Here is a 20,918-nt window from a genome sequence, read left to right as displayed (position 1 = left end):
TTTATTAATAGGGGGACAGATTAACATTGAGAGGGGGTTAAATAAAGCCAAGTGAAGTGCTTGTGAGTGTTTAAAAGAGACTAAATTAACTGTTCAATTAGTTGTCCATCTTCGTACAGCTTAGCATATTGGCGTTTATGTTCTTCAAACAGATAGGCGCGTAATTGCTCTTGTCCGCTATGAATCTGAGTGATTTTTGCTGCAATCCCTAAGCTACTTTGCCTAACGGGTTCTACATCTATCGATATGCTTTCTTTGTTGGGTAAGGTAAAGCTCATGTGCTGTAATTTTTTTAAGCTCTTTCCACTTTTTAATGGTTTTAAAAATATACCAGTACTGGAAATCGATTCAATGTTAAAACCTTGGCTTTTAATATTTAGCTCACTCCAGCGCCAACTACGTTGAGTGCCCTTTGTATCAATTACTTCTGGTGCGCTCAAAGTGGGGTTAATTACACCTAACTCATCAATTTTTAATTGCAAGGGAAACCAAAGTTGGTAATTAGCAACTTCAGCAAGCAAAGTTAGATTAGCGTGGGTAAAAAGGTGAGCAATACTCGCGGGTATAGAGCTTTTCATTGTAAGCATATGGTCGCGAGGGGAACGCTGTTTTGTATTTGGTTTGAATAACTCAGCTAAAAAATTTACCTCTTCATTAGAAAAGTCCATATTTCACCCTAGTTACATAAAACAATGCACCACCGTAATTTAAACAATGAATTTGATCAATAAATGCTCTGTTTAAATTTGTTTAGTTAATATTTACAAGGGCAAGTATGTAAGCTAAAAAATTTATTTAAATGAAGTGCTTAACGCTATCGCTTTTCAGGGGCTTGAATTATTTAACATTTATAAAAATATATTTAGGCTCAAGTGGCTAGCTGTTAAACTACAACATATTAGTTTTATAATTTATATTAGAGTTTACATTATGATATGTGCATTTTTACGTGATCAACAGCCGAAGTTACTAGGTATGTTAGTGGCATTGTTTGGTGTTGGGTATTCAATAAATGCAGTGGCTCAAGAGCAAAACCAAACTTTAATTTTAGTGGGGTCAGAGCTTACTACCTGTACTAGCGCAAAGCTTAACAATTGCCAAAAAGAGACTGCTATTGATGGTAAGTCACATAATTTATATGCTGTTAGCAACGCTCAAATAAAAAACATCACGCAGCACTGGCCTAATAATAACGTTGAGGCAAAAACGGCTGTATTAAAAACACTTAAAACCTTGCTAGGTAAATCGTCAAATAGCGTATCTAAAACAGATTTATTATGGCTATGGCGCGATATAAATAACCAGCAATTAGAAAGCCTGACTCAGCAAGAATACAACTTTGTATTTGATATGCTAGAAGTGCCGCTACTTGATAAAAACGCTGAGCGCTTAAAAGAGCAAGTAAATACCGATTTTAATATTGAGGTCGCGACTAATAGTATTTTACAATTTGTGTCGGGCAGTTTAAAAGTTAATAACGCAAAACCCACCATGCTTGCTATTACGGCATCGAGCCGCGACCCTTATGAGTCGGCAGATGTAGCGCAGAGTCTTTTAGCACAATCAAATATAAACACTCAATGGTTAGCACTAACGCCAGCACTTGCTAAAGCGATTACGAGTAACTCGTGCGATGAATTACCCGCTCTCAGAAATACATTAATGAATGTGTATAACCGGGAAGCAATTTATCCAGAGTACACAAAGTCCGAATACGCTTTATGTAAAAGTGGTACTAATGCACTTGTATCACTTATTAAAAATAGTACCGGTGTGATGTTTAATAGCGGTAATGCAGCATTAACTCACAAGGTATTATTTGATCAAAACAATAATCCATACCCGTGGACGCAAGCATTGCAAACTCGCCCAGTAATTGTAGGTGAAGGCGCGGGCGCAGCAATCCAAAGTAAAGTGACGGGCATGCTTACAAATACGACAAGCCTTGAGGCACTTCGCAAAAATGAAAATAACACTAATGCTGGTGGACTTGGCAGCTTTAATTTTGGTGTACTAGATACTCAGTTTAGCGAACAAAACCGTACATTTAGGCTCGCAGCGGCGTTAAATAAAAATGAAGTAAAAAAGACTAAAACAGAGATTCAACATGGTTTTGGTATTGATGAAAATACGGCTTTGGTTGTTATTAAATCGCCAGAAGGTAGTTTAATAACCGTAATAGGCAAAAGTGGTGTAGTGCATTTAGCTAACCAAGGTAAAGCACAACCTGAGAGTAAGAGCTATAGCTACTCGTATTGGCCTACAAGCAGTGTAATTGAAATTACCAATAACACGTTTACTCTAAGCAAGCGCACAATAGATGAAGCGTTACCCGCTATAAAAATACCTCCACTGCCAGTGCAGCGATTTGGTGCAATTTTAACAAATTCAAAACTGCGATCACTTACTCAAGCTATGTGCCTAAGCCAAGAGCAAAGTGCGGTAGCCCAACAAGATGAGTTTATAATTAGCCTTACTGCAACGAGTGACACACAGTATCATCGCGTTAATGCAAAAGAGTTTGGTTGTGCGCTAAGCAATTTAGAGTTAGCTATAAAGTCGATTTAGTTACTAATCTGAGCCAAGGGTTTAAGTTTTTGGCTCTTCTCTATAAAATAGCCACCATAATGATTTAAAAGCCTAGCCAAGGCCTTACTAAAAGAGTTTTAAAATGAATAATGAAAATGACGTAATTGATACTTTAGCCGAACTAGAAAGCTTTTTAATAGATGTCGAAAACGGTGGTTTTGGACTTAAAGGTGTTGCCGGTGTTGGTATGGCTACTAATAACAAAGATGGCAGCCGTTTTGTTGCTGTGTTTGACGATAATCAAAAGCTACTTTTAGCACGCATGATTACAGAAGACGTATTCCAAACAGGGCAAGACATGGTACGAAATGGTGTAGGGCGCAAGCACTAATATTAACTTTACTGAATAACGCCACTGTAAAATGCGTTATTCAGTAAGTATTTATAAAATCAAAGTATTGAAATTAAAAGTCCATTTCCCAATCTAGTTGGCACCATGGGTGCTCGTCATCAGCTAATATACTTTGTAATGTAGCAGCCGTATCATTTATTTTTTCAAATAAATCATGGCTAAAATTAAAGTCAGGGTTTGGCTCGCTGTACGTTTCTTGAGTTGTAATCTTTTGCCATATACACCGACCAACTACATAACTAGTTGCATATTCTTGCCAGCTAATAAATAAGGTTTGTGCCAGTTTTCCAATAGGCTTAAGGTAATGCCATGCTTCTTCTTCGGTTAAAAAATTAACGCTAACACCACAACGACATAAAAAAGCATAGCGGCCAATATCAAAAGCTCTAATACCACAACGAGCCAGTGAGAATTTATGTATTCCTGCCCAGTCCGACATAATACCTATAGGCGTATTTTGATAGGCAGTAGATTTATTCTCAATGTAGTATCTTGCTAATAAATCATTTCTGGTGAGTTCAGCCATACAACTCATGAAAACTTGGCTATTTGATGTGTTATAAAAAACATTTAAAGTTTCAATTAATTCTTCTTTTGTTGTAACGCCATAAGCATTACCTAAAATACTTAAATTACCGTTAGCAACTGACTCGTCAGTGTAGTTTTTATTGTGATGCTTTAAGGTATTCAATGAATAGCCATTTTGCATTGAAAGGTGGCCTGAGAGGCTAATAAGCCATAATTTTTGTTCTGAACTTAAGGTCGCATCATCCGCAACTACACAAGGCACTTCACTTTGATTGTGCATCTACAATCTCCTTTGTTGTTTGCAGTTTTAGGCATATCTTATTGTAATTAGGATGCATTGGTTGTCCATGTTCAACGAGCTTTTCACAACACTCCACTGCAAATTCAAGTGAGTATATCCCAAGCCTCTGATGTCCGTATTTATCTGCGGCTAATATTAATATAGGTATTGCTGCATCATATTGCTCTAAGGCAGCTAGCGATCGCCCTTTGTAATAGTAGGTTTGAGGTAAATTAGAAAACTCGCTAATCGTGATGTTTGCGAGCTTAATACAGGTATCAAAATCATCTATATCAAAAGCTATGTGAATAAACTTTAAGCTCCAACTTGGTTGGTGTGTGATTTTTGGCATAGCTTGCTTAATCGCATAAATAGCGGCTTGTTTTATTTGCTTCACAATCACTTTATCTTCGAAGTTTGCCAATTTAGCCATTAACGCATGTAGCATTGCCCAAGCATATTGCTGTTTATAGTCTAAATCAGCATAGAGGCTGTAACCCATGGGTTTATTGGGTTTTCCATCATGATCAGTCGCTGGAAGATCTAATGTTTTGAGTTCTAATTGTGAGTATATATTCTCTTGTACAGAGCCTAGCACGCGAGGGGTTTTATAAAACTTGTTAGGAGATGGTTGTATTTTTTTTGCGATAGTTTCCATTATCAAATTGAAATCAATTGAGTCTGGGCAATATATAAATAAATCAACCAGTAGTGGCCAAGGATCTACCTGTTTTTGTAAATGTAGATTAATAAAGGCGATAAAAACGTCAAATGCTTCATCTAAGCGTTCTAGCTTAGCAAGGCATAAAGCCTGTAAATAATTGCAATCAGCGTGAAAAATTAGAGGGTATGTTTGAGTCGTTATTAAAGCATCTTTGTAGCGACCATTTTCAAATTGTAACGTCGCTATTTTAAGAGCGTTACTTTCCTCATTTTTTTTAAGATCTTTTATGTAGTATCGACGGGCGATAATCAAAGCAGAGCGAAGGTCTATATCCTCAGGGCTAGTATAAAAATAAGAGTTTAAATACGTATATGCTTTTTCATAATTTTTAAGGTGCAAATAACACAGACCAATCTCTTTAGTCATATTCATCGCATAAAAACTTTTCATAAGTTCTCGCTGCGCAAGATAAATAGTGAGTGCTATATCATAGTTTTTAAGCTTAAATTCTGCGTGTGCTTGTAAATCTCGCAGCTGATCTATGCTTGCATCTGTAGGCTCTGGCAATGAGGCAAGTAACTTACTAATTTCTGTGTATGCACCCAATGTCCATAAATAGTTAGCAACATAAAGATAAAGTGACTCGTCATTATAAAATACCAAATTAATTCGCTGCATAAGCGTAATTAGCTGCTCAGCTGTAAGCTTAGAATATATACATTGCTCTTCTATTAAGTTACGTAACTGAAGATGCTGCTGCAGCTGTTCAAAGCTGATATTGTGATCAATGTTAGATAGGGCATCGATTCGCAGTGGTAGGCTCTGAATATAATGATGCAGTGCAATAGCAAGTTCACGGTAGTGATTATTTTTATTGGTTACTAACTCACTAGAGATTTTCATACTCTCATCTAAAAATTTAAATACCGTGGCAGATAAAAAGTAATTCTCTGAAAAGAAATCAATTAAAGTAAATGAGACTTGCTGACTTTGATCGATATCCCAAAATAATGGCGACGAAAATAATAACTTCCATTGTTCAACATCGCTGCGAGATAACACATTACAATATAATTCATTGAGTGCTACTTGCAGCTCTGAAATAGAGCGAACACAATTTAACTCGATAGGTTGAGGCTTAACTATTTCAACTTCTGTAGGTGCGGGAGAGGGCTCTTTTTTATCAAAAAATGACTCGTTAATAACGCCTTTTTTTTCGTGCTCATCTTCAAATACTTGATTGGGTGCTTTGTCTTCATTTTTAGCAGGTCGTTTAGCCTCTTTAATAGCTAACTCATATGCTTTTCGTAAATCTTTAAACTCTTCGGGAAACTCTGTTGGCGATGTTTTTTTTAGAATCTCTGTATAAGCGAGTTTAATAAGGCGTTTATCTGTTGTGGCTTCAATGCCTAATATTTTCCAATGGTTCATTACTTCACTCTTAATTTAATGCATGTAATTTTTTAACTGAAACTATTTTTTATTAGCTAACTTTAATAACTAACTTTAATAGCTAATTTTAATAGCTAATTTTAATAACTAATTTTAATAGCTAAGATAGCGCTTTATATTTTCGATCATACGCTCTATTTTGTGGTTATCGTGTGTTTCTAACACTTCCATAAATTGACCAATCGCCTCGCCAATCTCTCGCCTTTTATCGCCTAGATTTTCTTGGAATAAACGCTCTAACTTTGCTTTAAATGCAGTATTTACAAGTTTGTCTTTAGGCAAAACCTTAAGTGCGTTAAGTCGTGAAAAACGTTCACGTAACTCACTTTCACTCAAGCTTTCTTCATTTTCGCCTACATAAGTGCGGTATTTTTTGTCACTTGCAACATTAGTCACTTCAACCTCAAGTACACCATTAAGATCGTAGGTATATGTTAAATATAACTCTTGTATTATATTTAACGGCTCAAGATTTATTTCTAAATCGCCTAAAAACACATTATCTTTAGGGAGATAATGTTCACCCTGATAAATTTTAATGAGTACTTTTTCTTGTTCAGGGTGAGCTGAATAAACAGAACGAGTTTCGCTTACAGGAATCGTCGCGTTACGTTCTATAATAGGCAAAAACTCAGACTGACCATGTTTGTTATTTACCTCCACGCCTAAAGTGAATGGGCAAACATCAGTCATTATTACGTCTTTCAATTCTTTAGCACGTGCGCTCATACCTGCCTGAATTGCAGCACCAGTAGCGATAGCATGATCAGGGTTATATTGAGTTTGCGGTATACGTGAAAACACACGGCTAATTTGCTGTTGAAAAATAGGCATACGCGTAGCGCCGCCAACAAGAATAAGTCCATCAACGTCTTCAAGTGTTAAGCCAGCGTCAGACATCGCACGGTTAATAGGAAACTTAATTCGCTCAATTAACTCGCTACACAATGTACGATAATCTTCCAGAGTGAGGGTATATGAATACGTTTTTTCTTTATATTCAAAATTAAAGCTGGCTGTTGACTCGTTAGTTAATTGGCACTTTAAACGCTCGCACAGCGACCAAATATTACGTAGTTCACTATCTGAGAAAAAACCTTTGTACAAATCGTTTTTCTTATAAAGATCTTCTTCAATAACGTTAGTAAAGTCGTTACCGCCTAAGTAGTTATCACCCGATGAGGCGTGTATTTCAAATATGTCGTTAAATACCTCAATAACCGACACATCAAATGTACCGCCACCAAGGTCCAGTACTAAGTAAGTTTGCTCACAGTCTTTATTATCGAGCCCATAAGCGAGTGCTGCGGCTGTGGGTTCATTAAGTAATCGCTCAACTTTAAGGCCTGCAAGTAAAGCCGCTTGTTGCGTTGCTTGACGTTGTTTATTGTTAAAATAGGCCGGTACCGAAATAACGGCTTCAGTAATAGGCTCTTGTAAATAATGTTCGGCTTGCTCTTTTAGGCTTTTTAATAAAATGGCTGATAGTTCAGTTGCGCTATAATCTTGCTCGCCCAATGAAAAGGTTTTATCAGTGCCCATAAAACGTTTAAATTCACAAATTGTGTGTGCGGGGTGGGTTGCTAATCGATCCCTAGCGGCTTGGCCTACAAGAATATAATTATCTTCCGACAAGCCAACAATTGAAGGAACGAGCACATTACCCTCCATATCTGGAATTAACTTAACCGCGTTATCTTGCCATATTCCCACTACGCTATGAGTTGTACCGAGATCTATCCCTATTTTCATTTTATTTCCTTTACAGAATGACTGAAATCATCGTTATTCTAAGTTACTTAATGCGTAGTCTTAAATTCAACTTAGTCTTGTGGAGTTGTATCGTACACTGGTAACAAAAACCTATTATTAATGTCTGAGTAAAAATCATACGCTTAATTATCTGTTTTTAAACTTAGTGATTGATATAAATCACTTTATATCAATTGCATATGATTTTATTCATTAATTCACAGAAACGATAATTAGCTCATCAATTTATATTACAGCTAAGCTAAGAAACATTTTAATAAAAATGGTTCCTTAAATGTGTAAAACTTTAAGCTAAGAGCGTAAATAATGTTGGAATGATTGAAGAGCAACGTATAAATAATACAAGAAGAGATTTAATAAATAAATTTAGATGAACATAGATAATTAGAGACTTGAGAGGGTGTTATAAATTGGTCGGTATGGAGAGATTCGAACTCTCGACCCCTGCCACCCCATGACAGTGCGCTACCAAGCTGCGCCACATACCGATTTGTATGCAATAGTACGTGTATTTTTTTAAAAATCAATAAGCGATTGTTTGTTTGGGTGTTTATTACGCAAGAAACCTAAAAAGGCGCTCTTGCGGTGTATTTACTGGCTAGTCTTTATTTAACCACTTTTTGATCGAGTCATACATCTCATCTCGTATTAATGGCTGAGCTTTTTTGTTAGGGTGTAAACTATCGTTTTGCATCAGCTCAGGTTGACCAGCAATATCGAGCATAAAAAAGTTCATTAAATGCGTATTTGTCTTTTCGCTAACGCGCGAGAAAGTGTCTGTAAACATTTTGCTGTAGCGCGGCCCGTAATTAGGGGGAATGTAAATTTCCATTAAAGCGGTCATTGCATTAGCTGCTTGGCTTTTTTGAATAAGAGACGTTAAGTTAGCTTGCATTTTTTTGACTGGAAAACCACGTAAACCGTCGTTAGCACCTAGCTCAATAAGTACATGAGTGGGTTCGTATTGCTCAAGCAATGCATCTAAACGGCGTAGGGCTCCACCCGATGTTTCGCCACTAATACTGGCGTTGATAAGTTCAATGTCGGCGTGTTCGTCATCGTATTTATCTTGTAACAATTTTACCCAGCCTTCTTCTTGTTGAAGTCCGTAGGCTGCGCTTAAACTGTCACCGAGTATTAAAATCGTGTTGTCGGCTGCTGCGCTCAGCGGTTTGATAACTAAAAATAAAATGAATACTAAACGTAGGATTGAATGAGTCATATGTCAGCGCTTTCTCAATTAAATATAATTCAGGTTAATGGTTTGTCTAAAGTAGTCTCTACCTTTGAAGGCGAGCTGCCCATCCTCAGTGACATCAGCTTTAATGTCAAGCATGGCGAGTCTGTTGCTATTGTTGGCACGTCGGGCTCTGGTAAATCAACGTTACTCAGTTTATTAGCAGGGTTGGATACCGCAAGCAGCGGCGAAATATTTTTAGATGGCGAGCCATTACACAATTTAGATGAAGAAGAGCGTGCTGCACTGCGCGCGGCTAAAATTGGGTTTGTGTTTCAATCGTTTATGTTAGTACAAAGCTTAACGGCACTTGAAAACGTTATGCTACCAGCAGAGCTTGCTGGCGAAAGTGATGCGAAAGAGCAAGCAATTGCATTGCTTGAAAAAGTGGGTTTGAGCCATCGAATTGACCATTACCCGTCACAGCTCTCTGGTGGTGAGCAACAACGTGTTGCTATTGCGCGTGCATTTATTGGTACACCTAACATATTGTTTGCTGATGAGCCTTCGGCTAACTTAGACAGCAAAAACGGTAAAATGATTGAGTCGTTATTATTTGATTTAAACACGCAACACGGCACTACGCTTATTTTGGTTACTCACGATGAAGGGCTTGCACAAAAATGTGAGCACATTATTCAAATAGAAGCGGGTTTACTGGTAAAAAGCGAAGTAGAGGACGTTGCTAATGTGGGTTAAGTTAGCGCTTAAGTTATTTTCGCGAGAATTTCGCCGTGGTGAGTTAACAGTTATAAGCGCAGCTATCGCCCTTGCTGTTTTAACCGTGCTTACACTGTCTATGGTTACTGAGCGGATAGGGCAAAGTATTGCGCAAAAAAGCAGTGCTTTTATTGCAGCAGACCGTGTACTTGCAAGCGATCATGTTCTCGACACTGCTTTTATTACTAAAGCACAGAGCCAAAATTTAAAAACGGCGCAAATGGTGTACTTCGACACTATGTTGTTTGCCGATGATGAAATGCAGTTTAGCTCAGTAAAAGCGGCATCTAATGCGTATCCGCTAAAAGGGCAGTTAAAAGTTAAAGATACCCTTACAGGTGAAACTAAGGTTGCTAATAGCGGGCCAACGCCTGGTAATGTGTGGCTAAGTGAGTCGGTATTTTACAGTTTAAATATTGATATAGGCGCGCAAGTAGAGCTTGGCGCTGCATTATTTAATGTTTCAAAAGTGATTGTAGAAGAGCCCGATGCGCCATTTAATGTATTTTCGAGCAGCCGCCGCGTGCTTATTAATATTGACGATGTGGCAAAAACCGAAGTTGTGCAGCCGGGTAGTCGTGTTTATTACCGCCAACTTTATGCAGGTAGTGAGGCCGACATAAATAGCTTTTACGAGTGGCTCAAACCACAAATGAAAGAAAACCAACAATGGTACGGCGTTAAAGACCGTCAATCACCTATTTCAAATAGTTTAAACCGTGCAGAGAGCTTTTTATTACTTGCCGGCCTATTAGGTATTATTTTAGCCGCAGTGGCTATAGCCGTTTCAGCAAAACGTTATTGTGAACGACAATACGACCCAGTAGCAATGATGAAAACGCTAGGCGGTAGCCGCTCAATGATCCGCAAAATATACATGCTCCATTTATTGCTTGTGTGTGCAATGGCGGTAAGTATTGGGCTTTTAATTGGTTATGGCTTGCAAGAAATAGCAACAAGTTACTTATCAAAAAGTATGGGCACAGAGCTACCTTTAGGTGGCTTTAAACCTTGGCTGGTGGCTATAAGCACTGGCGTAATTTGTGCTGTTATGTTTTCTATTAAACCGTTATTTGATTTATTTGATATTCCACCGCTTAGAGTGCTGCGCCGTAACTTAGGTGACAAGTTGGCAGTAAGTCGTGTGCATTTAGGCATGAGTGCGCTAACTGTGTTTTTATTAATGTGGTTATTTAGTAACAACATAAAAATAACGCTTATTTTGTTTGCCTCAACGCTTGCGCTAATTGGTGTGTTGTTTTTGATATCTAAATTAATATTTGGTGGCGGTCGAAAATTAGGGCTTAAGCCAGGTAACAGTTGGTCGCTTGCAATTGCATCTATTCAAAAGCGTGCAAATGTGAACGCGGTACAGTTAATTAGTTTTTCATTAGCGATTAAATTACTGCTGTTTTTAGTGGTACTTAAAAACGACATGATATCTGATTGGCAATCGCAACTTCCTGCCGATGCGCCTAATGCGTTTTTAGTTAATATTACGCAAAATGAGCTTGAGCCAATTAATGAGTATTTAGCACAAAAAGATATTCAGGTATCAGAGTTTTATCCCACTATTCGTGGACGCGTAAATGCGGTAAACGGCGAGTTGGTAGCACGTTCTGTATCGCTGCAAGACAACGAGAAAAAAGACGAAGAAGCACGTGCAGGTATTGGCCGTGAGCTAAACCTTACATGGCTTAAAGATGTGCCTGACCAAAATGAAGTAACACAAGGCACGTGGTTTGGTGAAAATGCGATGGCTGAAGCCTCAGTAGAGGAGTCGATGCTTGAGCGTTTAGATGTTGAGATAGGCGATACGCTTACATTTTTAATTGGTTCGCAATCGTTCGACGCTAAAATTACCAGTGTGCGCAAAGTTAATTGGGCCACGCTTAAACCTAACTTTTTTATTATTTTAAGCCCAGATGTACTTGCAGATTTTCCGGCGACGTATATTTCGTCGGTACGTATTAACCCAGATCAAAAGCGTGACTTTAGCCAGTTATTGCGTACTTACCCTACTATTACAGCGATTGATATTGATAACTTTGTTAAGCAAATACAAACAACTATTTCGCAAGTATCACTCGCCATTGGCTTTGTACTTGCCATTGTTGTGCTGTGTGGCGCGCTTGTACTTATATCGCAAGTGCAAGCTAGTTTAGGTGAGCGTATGCAAGAAATTGTAATACTGCGAACACTTGGCGCTAAAAGCCGACTAATTAAAAACGCGACCTTGTACGAGTTTTTATTACTCGGTGGTTTAGCTGGCTTAGTAGCTGCATTTTTTAGCGATATAGCGCTTTTGATTGTGCAGCAGCAAATGTTTGATTTAGCCGGTAAGTTACATCCGCATATATGGATTATTGGTCCGGTAGCTGGCGGCGTATTTGTGGCTGGTTTAGGCTATTTAATGATTGCCCGAACACTTAAACAAAACACCCAAGGATTAGTGCGTGCCCTAGGGTAAGCTTAAACTAACATGCTCCTTCAAATGCCCACCTAACACGTGGGTATTTTTGTTTTCTTTGTACTGGTAATTTATACAGTGCTCTGGCATTATTAGCGTAATTTAAAAATAATAACAATGGAGTGCTGTTTGGCCATTATTTTAGGGATCGATCCTGGTTCACGTTTGACCGGATATGGCGTTGTTGCCCACCAAGGTTCTAAATTTACATACCTAGGCAGTGGTTGTATTAAATTAGCCGATCATCCTTTTCCGATCAGGCTTAAAATGATTTACCAAGGCATTACACAGCTTATTGAGCAGTTTTCGCCAGAAACCTTTGCCATTGAAAAAGTATTTATGGCGCATAACCCCGATTCTGCTTTAAAGCTTGGCCAAGCTAGAGGCGCTGCTATTGTGGGTGCTGCAATGGCCGACTTGCCCGTATTTGAATATTCAGCTAGGCAAATTAAGCAAGCAGTAGTAGGTAACGGTGGCGCTGATAAAACACAAGTGCAGCACATGGTAAAAAATATTTTAAAACTACCCGGTACGCCACAGGCCGATGCAGCTGATGCACTCGCTATTGCGATTTGCCATGCTCATTCAGAACAAAATTTAATTAAACTAGCGGGTAGCGCAAGCAAAATCGTTAGAGGACGTTTAAGGAAATAACTATGATAGGCCGCTTAAATGGCGTTTTAGTCGAAAAACAGCCACCAGAAATATTACTCGAAGTAAGTGGTGTCGGTTACGAAGTACAAATGCCAATGACCTGTTTTTACGATTTACCAAAAATTGGTGAAAACGCGATTGTTTACACCCACTTTGTAGTGCGTGAAGATGCTCAATTATTATTTGGTTTTAATAATAAAGTTGAACGCGCCTTGTTTAGAGAGCTATTAAAAGCAAATGGCGTAGGGCCAAAACTTGGCTTAGCTATTTTATCGGGCATGTCGGCAAAGCAATTTGTAAGCTGTGTAAATAACGAAGACTCAACGTCGCTAGTTAAATTACCGGGTGTAGGTAAAAAAACAGCCGAGCGTTTAGTACTCGAAATGAAAGACAGATTAAAAGATTGGGGTAATGATTTATTTACGCCATTTAGTGACAGCGCAGTAATAGAGCCGATGAGCGATGCGACAATTGCTAATAATGCAGCCGATGATGCCGTATCGGCATTGGTTGCGTTAGGTTATAAATTGCCACAAGCGCAAAAAGCAGTAAAATCGATAAGCAAGCCCGATATGTCTACTGAGGTTCTTATTAGAGAATCTTTAAAATCAATGTTGTGAGTAACCCATGATTGAAGCGGATCGCTTAATTGATGCGACTGAAAAAACAAACGAAGACTCTATAGACCGTGCAATAAGGCCTAAACTTTTAGCCGACTACAGAGGCCAGCCTCATGTTAAGCAGCAAATGGAAATTTTTATTGAAGCTGCCCGAACCCGTGGTGAAGCGCTCGATCATTTATTAATATTTGGCCCACCAGGGCTAGGTAAAACCACGCTTGCAAATATCGTAGCCAACGAATTACACGTAAGTATTAAAACAACATCCGGCCCTGTACTTGAAAAAGCAGGCGATTTAGCTGCGTTACTTACTAATTTAGAAGAAGGCGATGTACTGTTTATTGATGAAATACACAGGCTAAGCCCGCAAGTTGAAGAAATACTGTATCCAGCAATGGAAGACTACCAGCTTGATATAATGATTGGTGAAGGCCCAGCTGCGCGTTCTATTAAATTAGACTTACCTGCATTTACACTTATTGGTGCCACTACGCGAGCAGGCTCGCTAACATCGCCACTGCGTGACCGTTTTGGTATTGTGCAGCGATTAGAGTTTTATTCTGTAGAAGATTTGTCGCACATAGTAGGGCGCTCTGCACATTATCTTGGTTTAGAAATGTGTGACGACGGCGCAACCGAAATTGCACAACGTTCACGTGGTACACCACGTATTGCAAACCGTTTATTACGGCGTGTACGCGATTACACACAGGTAAAATCTGACGGCACAGTAAACGCCGAAGTAGCTAAGCAAGCGCTTGATATAATTGATGTAGATAAAAGTGGTTTTGATTATATGGATCGCAAATATTTACTCGCCATAATTGAAAAATTCATGGGCGGCCCAGTAGGACTCGACAATGTAGCTGCAGCTATTGGTGAAGAGCGTGAAACAATAGAAGATGTAATAGAGCCGTTTTTAATTCAGCAAGGATTTATTCAGCGTACTCCGCGTGGTCGAATAGTGTCTGACAGTGCATACCATCACTTTGGTTTACTTCCTAAAAAAGACTAGCCTCATCATATACATTACTTGCTGTGGTTTATTGCGCAGCAGGTAATTGACTTAGTATACCTTTATTTCAAATATTTATACGGCTGGTATTTTACCCAAAACCTCAGCACACTGTTGCAAATGTTATTTCAAAATACTTATACGCTTTATAGTTAACTGTTAATTCACAGGGCGTTAAGACTTGCGAAGCTATCCTGCGTACCATTCAAACTAGTAACCGAATTACTTATTGTAAAATAGGTAGGGCAATTATTAGTTTATAAATAATACCAATCTGCTTATATATGGGGTCTACTTAACGTTAAGAAAATTACGCTAGAACTAGGCAAAAGTTTTTGTATCTAGTTGTTCTAAATAAAAAATTTTTAACGACGTTATAGTGCAATTTAATTCGTTAAATTGATCAAAGATTTATGCAGGTTGGTATAAAATATGTAGCGCACTAAATTGTAGGCAAAAAAAAGCCCGCAAAAAATGCGGGCAAACAACAAGTTGAAGGAAGTAATCCAGGGAACTACGTTTTACTGAATTTGGTTTTATCCAGAAAGAGTAAAACAATGTAATACGATAAAATATCCTATTACTAAGAACTTGGCTTAATGAAACTATCTCATTCAGTGCGCTAGTTCGGTATGGGAGAATAATACGTAAGATCACCTTTTTATTCAAACTAGAAAATTTGTATTTTCAGATTAGAAAAACTAATTCGGTGAATTTTATTGTTGTTTGAATCTTGCGCGTTAATTAATCGTTAAATTTATAAGTTAATGAAATTTCTAGCTTAAGTAATTTCTTTTGATGTGGCTCGGTATTAGTTTTACTGTTACGTGAAGGTAAGGCTTATAGGTTTTGAGTGTTTATGCTCTTATTTTGAATAAACGGCGCATTTTATGACGTTTTACTTATATATTTACGCATATTTATAGTTAGCGAGTTTATTTAAAAGATTAAATAAAATACTGAGGCAAAGGGAAATGCCAACTAAAGCTGTTTTTTAACGTTTTTTGTTGCCTATTCATAGCAATACCGTTGTCAGCTTGAAATGGACTAGATACACTAGATGCAACTTTTGACCGTATAAACGGTCATATTTACACAAATTAACCAATTTGCCGTATTTTGAAATTACTTAGGAGTTTAACGTGGGATCAGGGCTTAATTTTTTAGACCTAATTTTAGAAGCAAGCTTGCTTGTTCAGTTAGTGATGTTAGGGCTAGTTGCCATGTCTGTAATGTCGTGGACAATTATATTTCAGCGTAAAAAAGCAATATCAGATGCACTATCAAATGCTAAGAAATTTGAGCAAAAATTTTGGTCTGGTATTGATCTAAGTAAATTGTATAACGAAATATCGTCACGCAGCGGTCAGTCTCAAGGTATTGAAGCCTTATTTACTTCAGGCTTTAAAGAGTTTGCTCGTCATAAAAAGAATACATTTCAAAGTGCGAGTATTGTTATGGAAGGGACGCATCGTTCTATGCGTGTTGCGCTTTCTCGTGAAATTGAAAAAATTGAATCTAGCTTATCGTTTTTAGCAACGGTAGGTTCTATTAGTCCGTACATCGGTTTGTTTGGTACAGTGTGGGGTATTATGAATGCCTTTATTGCACTAGGTGAAGTTAAGCAAGCTACATTACAAATGGTAGCACCCGGTATAGCAGAGGCACTTATTGCGACTGCTATGGGTTTATTCGCGGCAATTCCGGCCGTTATTGCTTATAACCGCTTTTCAAATAGTGTTGAAAAGCTTGAGTCTCACTATATTAACTTTATGGAAGAGTTTGCTAATATTTTACACCGTCAAGCAGCTACACAAATAGAGGCACAAGCGAATGTATCAGCGTAAAAAGCGCCGTCCGGTCGCAGAAATTAATGTAGTACCTTACATTGATGTAATGTTGGTATTACTTATTATATTTATGGCAACAGCACCGCTTATTACACACGGTGTAAAAGTTGATTTACCTAAAATGGAAGAGTCTGATTTAGTTGATACTAAAGATACTCCTCCCATTATTGCTTCAATTGATGCAGAGGGTAAATATTATGTAAGCGTAGGTACTGATCCTGAAGAGCCTATGGAAGCACTTGATGTTGCTGCGGTTATAAAATTACAGTTAATGAAAAACCCTGACGTGCCAGTTATGATTAAAGGCTCGGGTAAGGTGTCGTATCAAGAAGTATTATTACTAATGGATTTTTTGAAAAATGCAGGCGTACCATCAGTAGGATTAATGACTGAATCCTTTGAGGGGAAGTAGCTGTATGAATAGTTCAGTAGTAAAATCGATAGTACTTCATTTAGGAATTGGTGGTTTTTTGTATGCGTCTGCAAACATTCATCCGCCAGCACCTAAAGTAATGGAAGTAACGCTTAATTCGGCTATACCTACGCCAGATAAAGCAGTATCAGCCGTTACAGTTGATCAAAAACAAGTTGAGCAAAAAATTGCTGAACTTCAAAAGAAAGAAAAAGATAAAAAAAGTGCTGAAGACAAACGTATCCGCGATTTAGAACGCAGAGCGGCCAATGCACGTAAGCAACGCGAATCTGAATCTAGGCATATTAAAAAGCTAGAGCAAGAACGTAAAGCTAAAGAAAAAGAAACAGCCGAGGCGCAAGCGCAAGCTAAAAAAGCACGTGCCATTGAGCAAAAAGAGCGCGCTAAAGCTAAGCAAGCTGAAAAGCAAAAGCAAGAAGCTGAAAGTGCAGCAAAAGCTGCTGCTGATAAGCGTAAAACCGAAGAAGACGCACTTAAAAAAGCAGAAGCTGAACGTAAAAAACGTGAAGAGGAAGCAAAAGAGCGTGCAGCCGAGGCAGAACGTAAACGCCAGCAAGCAATGCAAGAGCAAATGTTACAAGAGCAACTTGCCAAAGAGCAGGCTGCCCGTAGTAAAATACGTCAACAACAAGTGGTAAGCGAAGTTGATAAGTACCGTGCATTAATTATGGCGCGTATTCAGCAAAACTTATTGATTGATGAAAAAATGAAAAACCAACAGTGCCGAGTAAATATTCGTTTAGGTTTTAATGGTTTAGTAACGCAAGTTAAATCATTAGGTGGCGATAAGTTGGTATGTGAAGCTGCATTAAGAGCAGTGCGCATGGCCGACACATTACCGGTATCTAAAGATAAAGACGTATTCGAACAACTTAAGAATATTAATTTAACAATCAAGCCAGAATTTTAAAGGAATGATATGTTCAACAAAATAAAAATAGCCTGTTTAGTTTTACTGTTTGGGTTTGTGGGTGTTGCTAATGCAGCACTTGAAATTGTAATAACTGAGGGTGTAGACGGTGCAAGGCCCATTGCTATAGTACCTTTTAAGTACCAAGGTGTTGGCCCAATCCCTGAAAAATTAAGCAGTGTTATTGCTGCCGATTTAATGCGCAGTGGTAAATTTAAACCTGTAGATGTAGCGCAAATGCCACAACAGCCAACCAAAGATAGCGAAATTGATTACGCATCTTGGGTTAATAAAGGTGTGGAAGCGATATTAGTGGGCGAAGTTGAGCAGCAAACTGATGGGCGTTACTTAGTGCGTTATGAGTTAGTTGACGTGATCCGCGGCCAAATTACCGGTGGCAACACACAAATGATGAGTAATGGTAAGCTAGTTAAAAGCCAAGATCATATTTTGGAAGCGCGTGAAAGTGTTATTGGTGAAAGTGGTTTTCGTCGTTACTCTCATCGAATCAGTGACGTTATTTATGAAAGATTGACTGGTGAAAAAGGCGCGTTTTTAACTAAAATTGCCTATGTAATAGTACGTGATAATGACCCTAAGCCTTATCAGTTGGTTGTTGCCGATTACGATGGTTTTAATGAGCAGGTATTACTTCGCTCAAAAGAGCCGTTAATGTCGCCAGCATGGTCACCAGATGGCACTAAACTAGCGTATGTAACGTTTGAAAATCGTCAAAGCCAAATTTACATTCAAGACATTTACACAGGTAAACGCGAAATAATAGCAAGTTACCGTGGTATTAATGGTGCGCCTCAGTTTTCGCCAGATGGTAAAAAGCTACTTTTAGTGCTTTCTAAGGATAAAACGGGTGCAACAGAGATTTATATGCTTGACTTAGCTACACGTAAAGAAACACGCTTAACAAATCACCGCAGCATAGATACTGAACCATCGTGGCATCCAAATGGTCAAGATATAGTATTTACATCTGAAAGGGGTGGTAATGCTCAGATTTATAAGTTAAATTTAAAAACAGGCAGGTCACAACGACTTACCTTTGATGGCGATATGAACCTTGCGGGTTCTATATCACCAGATGGAAAAGAATTAGTGATGGTTAACCGTACCAACGGGCAGTACCATCTTGCTAAGAAAGAGCTGGCTACAGGTGCGTTTCAAGTATTAACAAGAACACGCCTAGATGAATCACCGAGCATAGCGCCAAATGGTTCGATGATTATATATAGCACGCTTCATAATAATAAACAGGTACTTGCGCTAGTATCGATGGACGGCCGCTTTAAAGCACGGTTACCTGTGCTAGACGGACAAGTAAAGGCACCAGCTTGGTCGCCATACTTACAGTAATATTACTGGTTTACTCAAAATAGGAATCTACTCAATGCAACTTAACAAAATACTTAAAGGCCTGCTAATTGCTGTGCCAGTAATGGCATTAGCAGCTTGTAGCTCATCTTCAGATATTGACGAAGGTGCTGCAAACCAATCAAACCAAGGTGTTGTTGAGCAATCAATGAATACTGATACGGTTGAAGTAGCGACAATTTCTCCAGAACAACAAGCAGAAGAGCAACTTCGTCAAAAGTACGAAGCACTTCGTCAAGAGCAAGTAATCTACTTCGATTTTGATACTGCAACAGTTGAAAGCAAGTATGCAGACTTACTTCGTGCACATGCTGAGTTTTTAGTTCAAAACTCATCTGTTAAAGTACTAATCGAAGGCCACGCAGATGAGCGCGGTACTCCAGAGTACAATATTGCACTAGGTGAGCACCGTGGACAAGCAGTTGAAAAATACCTATTAAGTTTAGGTGTTTCAGCTAGCCAAATGTCAGTGGTAAGCTACGGTGAAGAGAAGCCAATGGTTAAGTCTCGCACTGAATCAGCTTTCGCTAAAAACCGCCGTGCGGTACTAGTTTACTAAGATAAGAGATATTATGAAGCCGAAAATTATTTTGGCAGCCATGATATTGAGCGGGAGCACCCAGTTAATGGCTGCTCCCGCTCCTGTTTCAGAAGCTGCAAGTTCACAATCAAGTATTGAGAAGCGATTAGCGTCGCTTGAAAATATGATGCAGTCGCGTAACTTTTTACAAGTAGAGTTACAGCAACAGCTTAATTTGTTGCAAGACGAAGTAAGTCAAATTCGCGGTGTAACCGAAGAGCAAAGCTACAAGCTTGAAAAAGTACTGCAGCGCCAGCGTGAGTTATATCAAGAAATTGAAAACCGCGTGAGCCAGGCTTATACACAGCCAGCAGCAGCTCCCGCAACTGATTACACGCAACAAAGCAATGCACAGACCTATAGCAGTGACTTATCTGAAAATGAAGCCTATGAGCGCGCTGTCGCGTTAATAATGAAAGATAAACGCTATGACCAAGCGATTCCTGAATTTCAAACGTTTTTAACTACCTACCCAAACTCTGTCTATGCGTCTAATGCGCATTATTGGTTAGGGCAGTTGCTTACTATTAAAAATGATGGTGTAAACGCAGTAGAGCACTTTAAAGTCGTTGTGAACGAATTTCCAAATTCTAATAAACGCCCAGATGCGATGCTAAAGTTAGGCACACTTTTACAAGATCAAGGTTCAGCGGCGCAAGCGCAAAAAATATTGAGCGATCTTATCAATCAATACCCAAGTACAACCGCTGCAAAACTAGCAACTGATCGTTTAGGAAACTAAAGTTCACTAGCGATTAAATTTCTAGTTAGGGCGAGCAAACTACATGGAAACTCTCGAAGAATCTTGGATTTGCATGTAGTTTGAGCACAAACGGTTTAATTTTGTGCATCTAGACATAAAAACTTAAAAAAAGAGACAATTTCGGTTGCACTCATTTTATAAATAAGTATTATAAGCGCCCGCAGCAAACGAATGGTTACCCCACTCGAAATGCGACAAAAAGAGCGGGTTATTAGCTCAGTTGGTAGAGCAGTTGACTTTTAATCAATTGGTCGATGGTTCAAATCCATCATAACCCACCATTCTTTGAATGGTCTTTTATCGGCGGATTTACGTAGAATACTAAGTTGTTATAAAACGCAACGTCAGAGCGGGTCATTAGCTCAGTTGGTAGAGCAGTTGACTTTTAATCAATTGGTCGATGGTTCAAATCCATCATGACCCACCATTCTTTATTCCTTGTGAATAGTGTGTGGCATCAATCGGCGGATTTACGCAGGCTTTAACTTAGAAATAAGTTAGCAATTGGAACGGGTTATTAGCTCAGTTGGTAGAGCAGTTGACTTTTAATCAATTGGTCGATGGTTCAAATCCATCATAACCCACCATTCTTTATTCCTTTGAATAGTGATTGGTTCCAATCGACGGATTTACGTAAAGTAG

Annotated in this window: 18 protein-coding genes and 4 tRNA genes; 16 read left to right on the top strand and 6 right to left on the bottom strand. The window is 38.6% G+C overall.

Annotated features, from left to right (window positions below):
* Positions 1–80: 80 nt before the first annotated feature.
* Positions 81–668 carry a hypothetical protein gene (locus PARC_RS10965; protein ID WP_010554028.1) on the bottom strand — a complete coding sequence of 196 codons (588 nt, stop codon included), beginning with the start codon at positions 666–668 and terminating at the stop codon, positions 81–83.
* Between the two features lie 262 nt (positions 669–930).
* Here PARC_RS10965 and PARC_RS10960 point away from each other — a divergent pair, with 262 nt between their 5' ends.
* Both PARC_RS10960 and PARC_RS10955 read left to right on the top strand, forming a co-directional pair.
* Entirely contained in the window at positions 931–2,568 is a 1,638-nt protein-coding gene (locus PARC_RS10960; RefSeq protein WP_033012897.1) for a cyanophycinase, read from the top strand.
* Between the two features lie 103 nt (positions 2,569–2,671).
* Complete coding sequence (locus PARC_RS10955) at positions 2,672–2,920, top strand: hypothetical protein (protein WP_007580368.1); 249 nt, start codon at positions 2,672–2,674, stop codon at positions 2,918–2,920.
* A gap of 73 nt (positions 2,921–2,993) precedes the next feature.
* Here the strand turns inward: PARC_RS10955 and PARC_RS10950 are convergent, their stop codons facing one another.
* The 5 genes from PARC_RS10950 to PARC_RS10930 form a co-directional block, all read right to left on the bottom strand.
* The gene (locus tag PARC_RS10950) at positions 2,994–3,749 is read right to left on the bottom strand and encodes a DUF1266 domain-containing protein (protein ID WP_010554030.1); all 756 of its coding nucleotides are present in this window, start codon (positions 3,747–3,749) and stop codon (positions 2,994–2,996) included.
* Positions 3,733–5,844 carry a CDC27 family protein gene (locus PARC_RS10945; RefSeq protein WP_010554031.1) on the bottom strand — a complete coding sequence of 704 codons (2,112 nt, stop codon included), beginning with the start codon at positions 5,842–5,844 and terminating at the stop codon, positions 3,733–3,735. The genes PARC_RS10950 and PARC_RS10945 overlap by 17 nt, the downstream gene beginning before the upstream one ends.
* Before the next feature lie 114 nt (positions 5,845–5,958).
* On the bottom strand, positions 5,959–7,617 hold the full coding sequence (locus tag PARC_RS10940; protein WP_010554032.1) for an Hsp70 family protein: 1,659 nt from the start codon (positions 7,615–7,617) through the stop codon (positions 5,959–5,961).
* Between the two features lie 432 nt (positions 7,618–8,049).
* Positions 8,050–8,126 (bottom strand) — tRNA-Pro (locus tag PARC_RS10935).
* 110 nt (positions 8,127–8,236) lie between these two features.
* Positions 8,237–8,860 (bottom strand): arylesterase, encoded by a 624-nt coding sequence (locus PARC_RS10930; RefSeq protein ID WP_010554033.1) that lies wholly within the window; start codon positions 8,858–8,860, stop codon positions 8,237–8,239.
* On the opposite strand from PARC_RS10930, the gene PARC_RS10925 reads away from it, so the two are divergent.
* The 14 genes from PARC_RS10925 to PARC_RS10860 all read left to right on the top strand — a co-directional run bounded on the left by PARC_RS10925 (position 8,861) and on the right by PARC_RS10860 (position 20,863).
* Positions 8,861–9,574 carry an ABC transporter ATP-binding protein gene (locus tag PARC_RS10925; RefSeq protein WP_010554034.1) on the top strand — a complete coding sequence of 238 codons (714 nt, stop codon included), beginning with the start codon at positions 8,861–8,863 and terminating at the stop codon, positions 9,572–9,574.
* Positions 9,564–12,065, top strand: coding sequence for an ABC transporter permease (locus tag PARC_RS10920; RefSeq protein WP_010554035.1), 2,502 nt, complete (start codon positions 9,564–9,566; stop codon positions 12,063–12,065). The genes PARC_RS10925 and PARC_RS10920 overlap by 11 nt, the downstream gene beginning before the upstream one ends.
* Positions 12,066–12,194: 129 nt before the next feature.
* Positions 12,195–12,719 carry a crossover junction endodeoxyribonuclease RuvC gene (gene ruvC, locus PARC_RS10915; protein WP_010554036.1) on the top strand — a complete coding sequence of 175 codons (525 nt, stop codon included), beginning with the start codon at positions 12,195–12,197 and terminating at the stop codon, positions 12,717–12,719.
* Between the two features lie 2 nt (positions 12,720–12,721).
* Positions 12,722–13,339 (top strand): Holliday junction branch migration protein RuvA, encoded by a 618-nt coding sequence (ruvA, locus tag PARC_RS10910; RefSeq protein ID WP_010554037.1) that lies wholly within the window; start codon positions 12,722–12,724, stop codon positions 13,337–13,339.
* Between the two features lie 7 nt (positions 13,340–13,346).
* A complete protein-coding gene (gene ruvB, locus PARC_RS10905) occupies positions 13,347–14,354 on the top strand; it encodes a Holliday junction branch migration DNA helicase RuvB (RefSeq protein ID WP_010554038.1) in 1,008 nt (335 codons plus the stop codon).
* Between the two features lie 1,142 nt (positions 14,355–15,496).
* On the top strand, positions 15,497–16,201 hold the full coding sequence (gene tolQ, locus PARC_RS10900; RefSeq protein WP_007580384.1) for a protein TolQ: 705 nt from the start codon (positions 15,497–15,499) through the stop codon (positions 16,199–16,201).
* Complete coding sequence (gene tolR, locus PARC_RS10895; protein WP_007580386.1) at positions 16,188–16,616, top strand: protein TolR; 429 nt, start codon at positions 16,188–16,190, stop codon at positions 16,614–16,616. Before tolQ ends, tolR begins: the two co-directional genes overlap by 14 nt.
* A 4-nt stretch (positions 16,617–16,620) precedes the next feature.
* Complete coding sequence (tolA, locus tag PARC_RS10890) at positions 16,621–17,547, top strand: cell envelope integrity protein TolA (RefSeq protein WP_007580388.1); 927 nt, start codon at positions 16,621–16,623, stop codon at positions 17,545–17,547.
* A 9-nt stretch (positions 17,548–17,556) separates the two neighbouring features.
* Positions 17,557–18,915, top strand: coding sequence for a Tol-Pal system beta propeller repeat protein TolB (tolB, locus tag PARC_RS10885; protein WP_010554039.1), 1,359 nt, complete (start codon positions 17,557–17,559; stop codon positions 18,913–18,915).
* A 34-nt stretch (positions 18,916–18,949) separates the two neighbouring features.
* A complete protein-coding gene (gene pal, locus PARC_RS10880) occupies positions 18,950–19,492 on the top strand; it encodes a peptidoglycan-associated lipoprotein Pal (protein WP_010554040.1) in 543 nt (180 codons plus the stop codon).
* A gap of 13 nt (positions 19,493–19,505) precedes the next feature.
* Positions 19,506–20,255 (top strand): tol-pal system protein YbgF, encoded by a 750-nt coding sequence (gene ybgF / locus PARC_RS10875; protein ID WP_010554041.1) that lies wholly within the window; start codon positions 19,506–19,508, stop codon positions 20,253–20,255.
* A gap of 226 nt (positions 20,256–20,481) precedes the next feature.
* Positions 20,482–20,557 (top strand) — tRNA-Lys (locus PARC_RS10870).
* 70 nt (positions 20,558–20,627) lie between these two features.
* Positions 20,628–20,703 (top strand) — tRNA-Lys (locus PARC_RS10865).
* Positions 20,704–20,787: 84 nt separating this feature from the next.
* Positions 20,788–20,863, top strand: a tRNA-Lys gene (locus PARC_RS10860).
* Positions 20,864–20,918: the final 55 nt, after the last annotated feature.

The sequence above is a fragment of the Pseudoalteromonas arctica A 37-1-2 genome, from assembly GCF_000238395.3.
GTDB classification, from domain to species: domain Bacteria; phylum Pseudomonadota; class Gammaproteobacteria; order Enterobacterales; family Alteromonadaceae; genus Pseudoalteromonas; species Pseudoalteromonas arctica.
The sequence above is the reverse complement of the archived record's forward strand: the minus strand, read 5'-3'. Positions and strand labels throughout refer to the sequence as shown.

Coding starts and splice junctions, on each gene's coding strand:
- PARC_RS10965 (WP_010554028.1), bottom strand. CDS start 668: ATGGACTTTTCTAATGAAGAGGTAAATTTTTTAGCTGAGTTATTCAAA.
- PARC_RS10960 (WP_033012897.1), top strand. CDS start 931: ATGATATGTGCATTTTTACGTGATCAACAGCCGAAGTTACTAGGTATG.
- PARC_RS10955 (WP_007580368.1), top strand. CDS start 2,672: ATGAATAATGAAAATGACGTAATTGATACTTTAGCCGAACTAGAAAGC.
- PARC_RS10950 (WP_010554030.1), bottom strand. CDS start 3,749: ATGCACAATCAAAGTGAAGTGCCTTGTGTAGTTGCGGATGATGCGACC.
- PARC_RS10945 (WP_010554031.1), bottom strand. CDS start 5,844: ATGAACCATTGGAAAATATTAGGCATTGAAGCCACAACAGATAAACGC.
- PARC_RS10940 (WP_010554032.1), bottom strand. CDS start 7,617: ATGAAAATAGGGATAGATCTCGGTACAACTCATAGCGTAGTGGGAATA.
- PARC_RS10930 (WP_010554033.1), bottom strand. CDS start 8,860: ATGACTCATTCAATCCTACGTTTAGTATTCATTTTATTTTTAGTTATC.
- PARC_RS10925 (WP_010554034.1), top strand. CDS start 8,861: ATGTCAGCGCTTTCTCAATTAAATATAATTCAGGTTAATGGTTTGTCT.
- PARC_RS10920 (WP_010554035.1), top strand. CDS start 9,564: ATGTGGGTTAAGTTAGCGCTTAAGTTATTTTCGCGAGAATTTCGCCGT.
- ruvA (WP_010554037.1), top strand. CDS start 12,722: ATGATAGGCCGCTTAAATGGCGTTTTAGTCGAAAAACAGCCACCAGAA.
- ruvB (WP_010554038.1), top strand. CDS start 13,347: ATGATTGAAGCGGATCGCTTAATTGATGCGACTGAAAAAACAAACGAA.
- tolR (WP_007580386.1), top strand. CDS start 16,188: ATGTATCAGCGTAAAAAGCGCCGTCCGGTCGCAGAAATTAATGTAGTA.
- tolA (WP_007580388.1), top strand. CDS start 16,621: ATGAATAGTTCAGTAGTAAAATCGATAGTACTTCATTTAGGAATTGGT.
- tolB (WP_010554039.1), top strand. CDS start 17,557: ATGTTCAACAAAATAAAAATAGCCTGTTTAGTTTTACTGTTTGGGTTT.
- pal (WP_010554040.1), top strand. CDS start 18,950: ATGCAACTTAACAAAATACTTAAAGGCCTGCTAATTGCTGTGCCAGTA.
- ybgF (WP_010554041.1), top strand. CDS start 19,506: ATGAAGCCGAAAATTATTTTGGCAGCCATGATATTGAGCGGGAGCACC.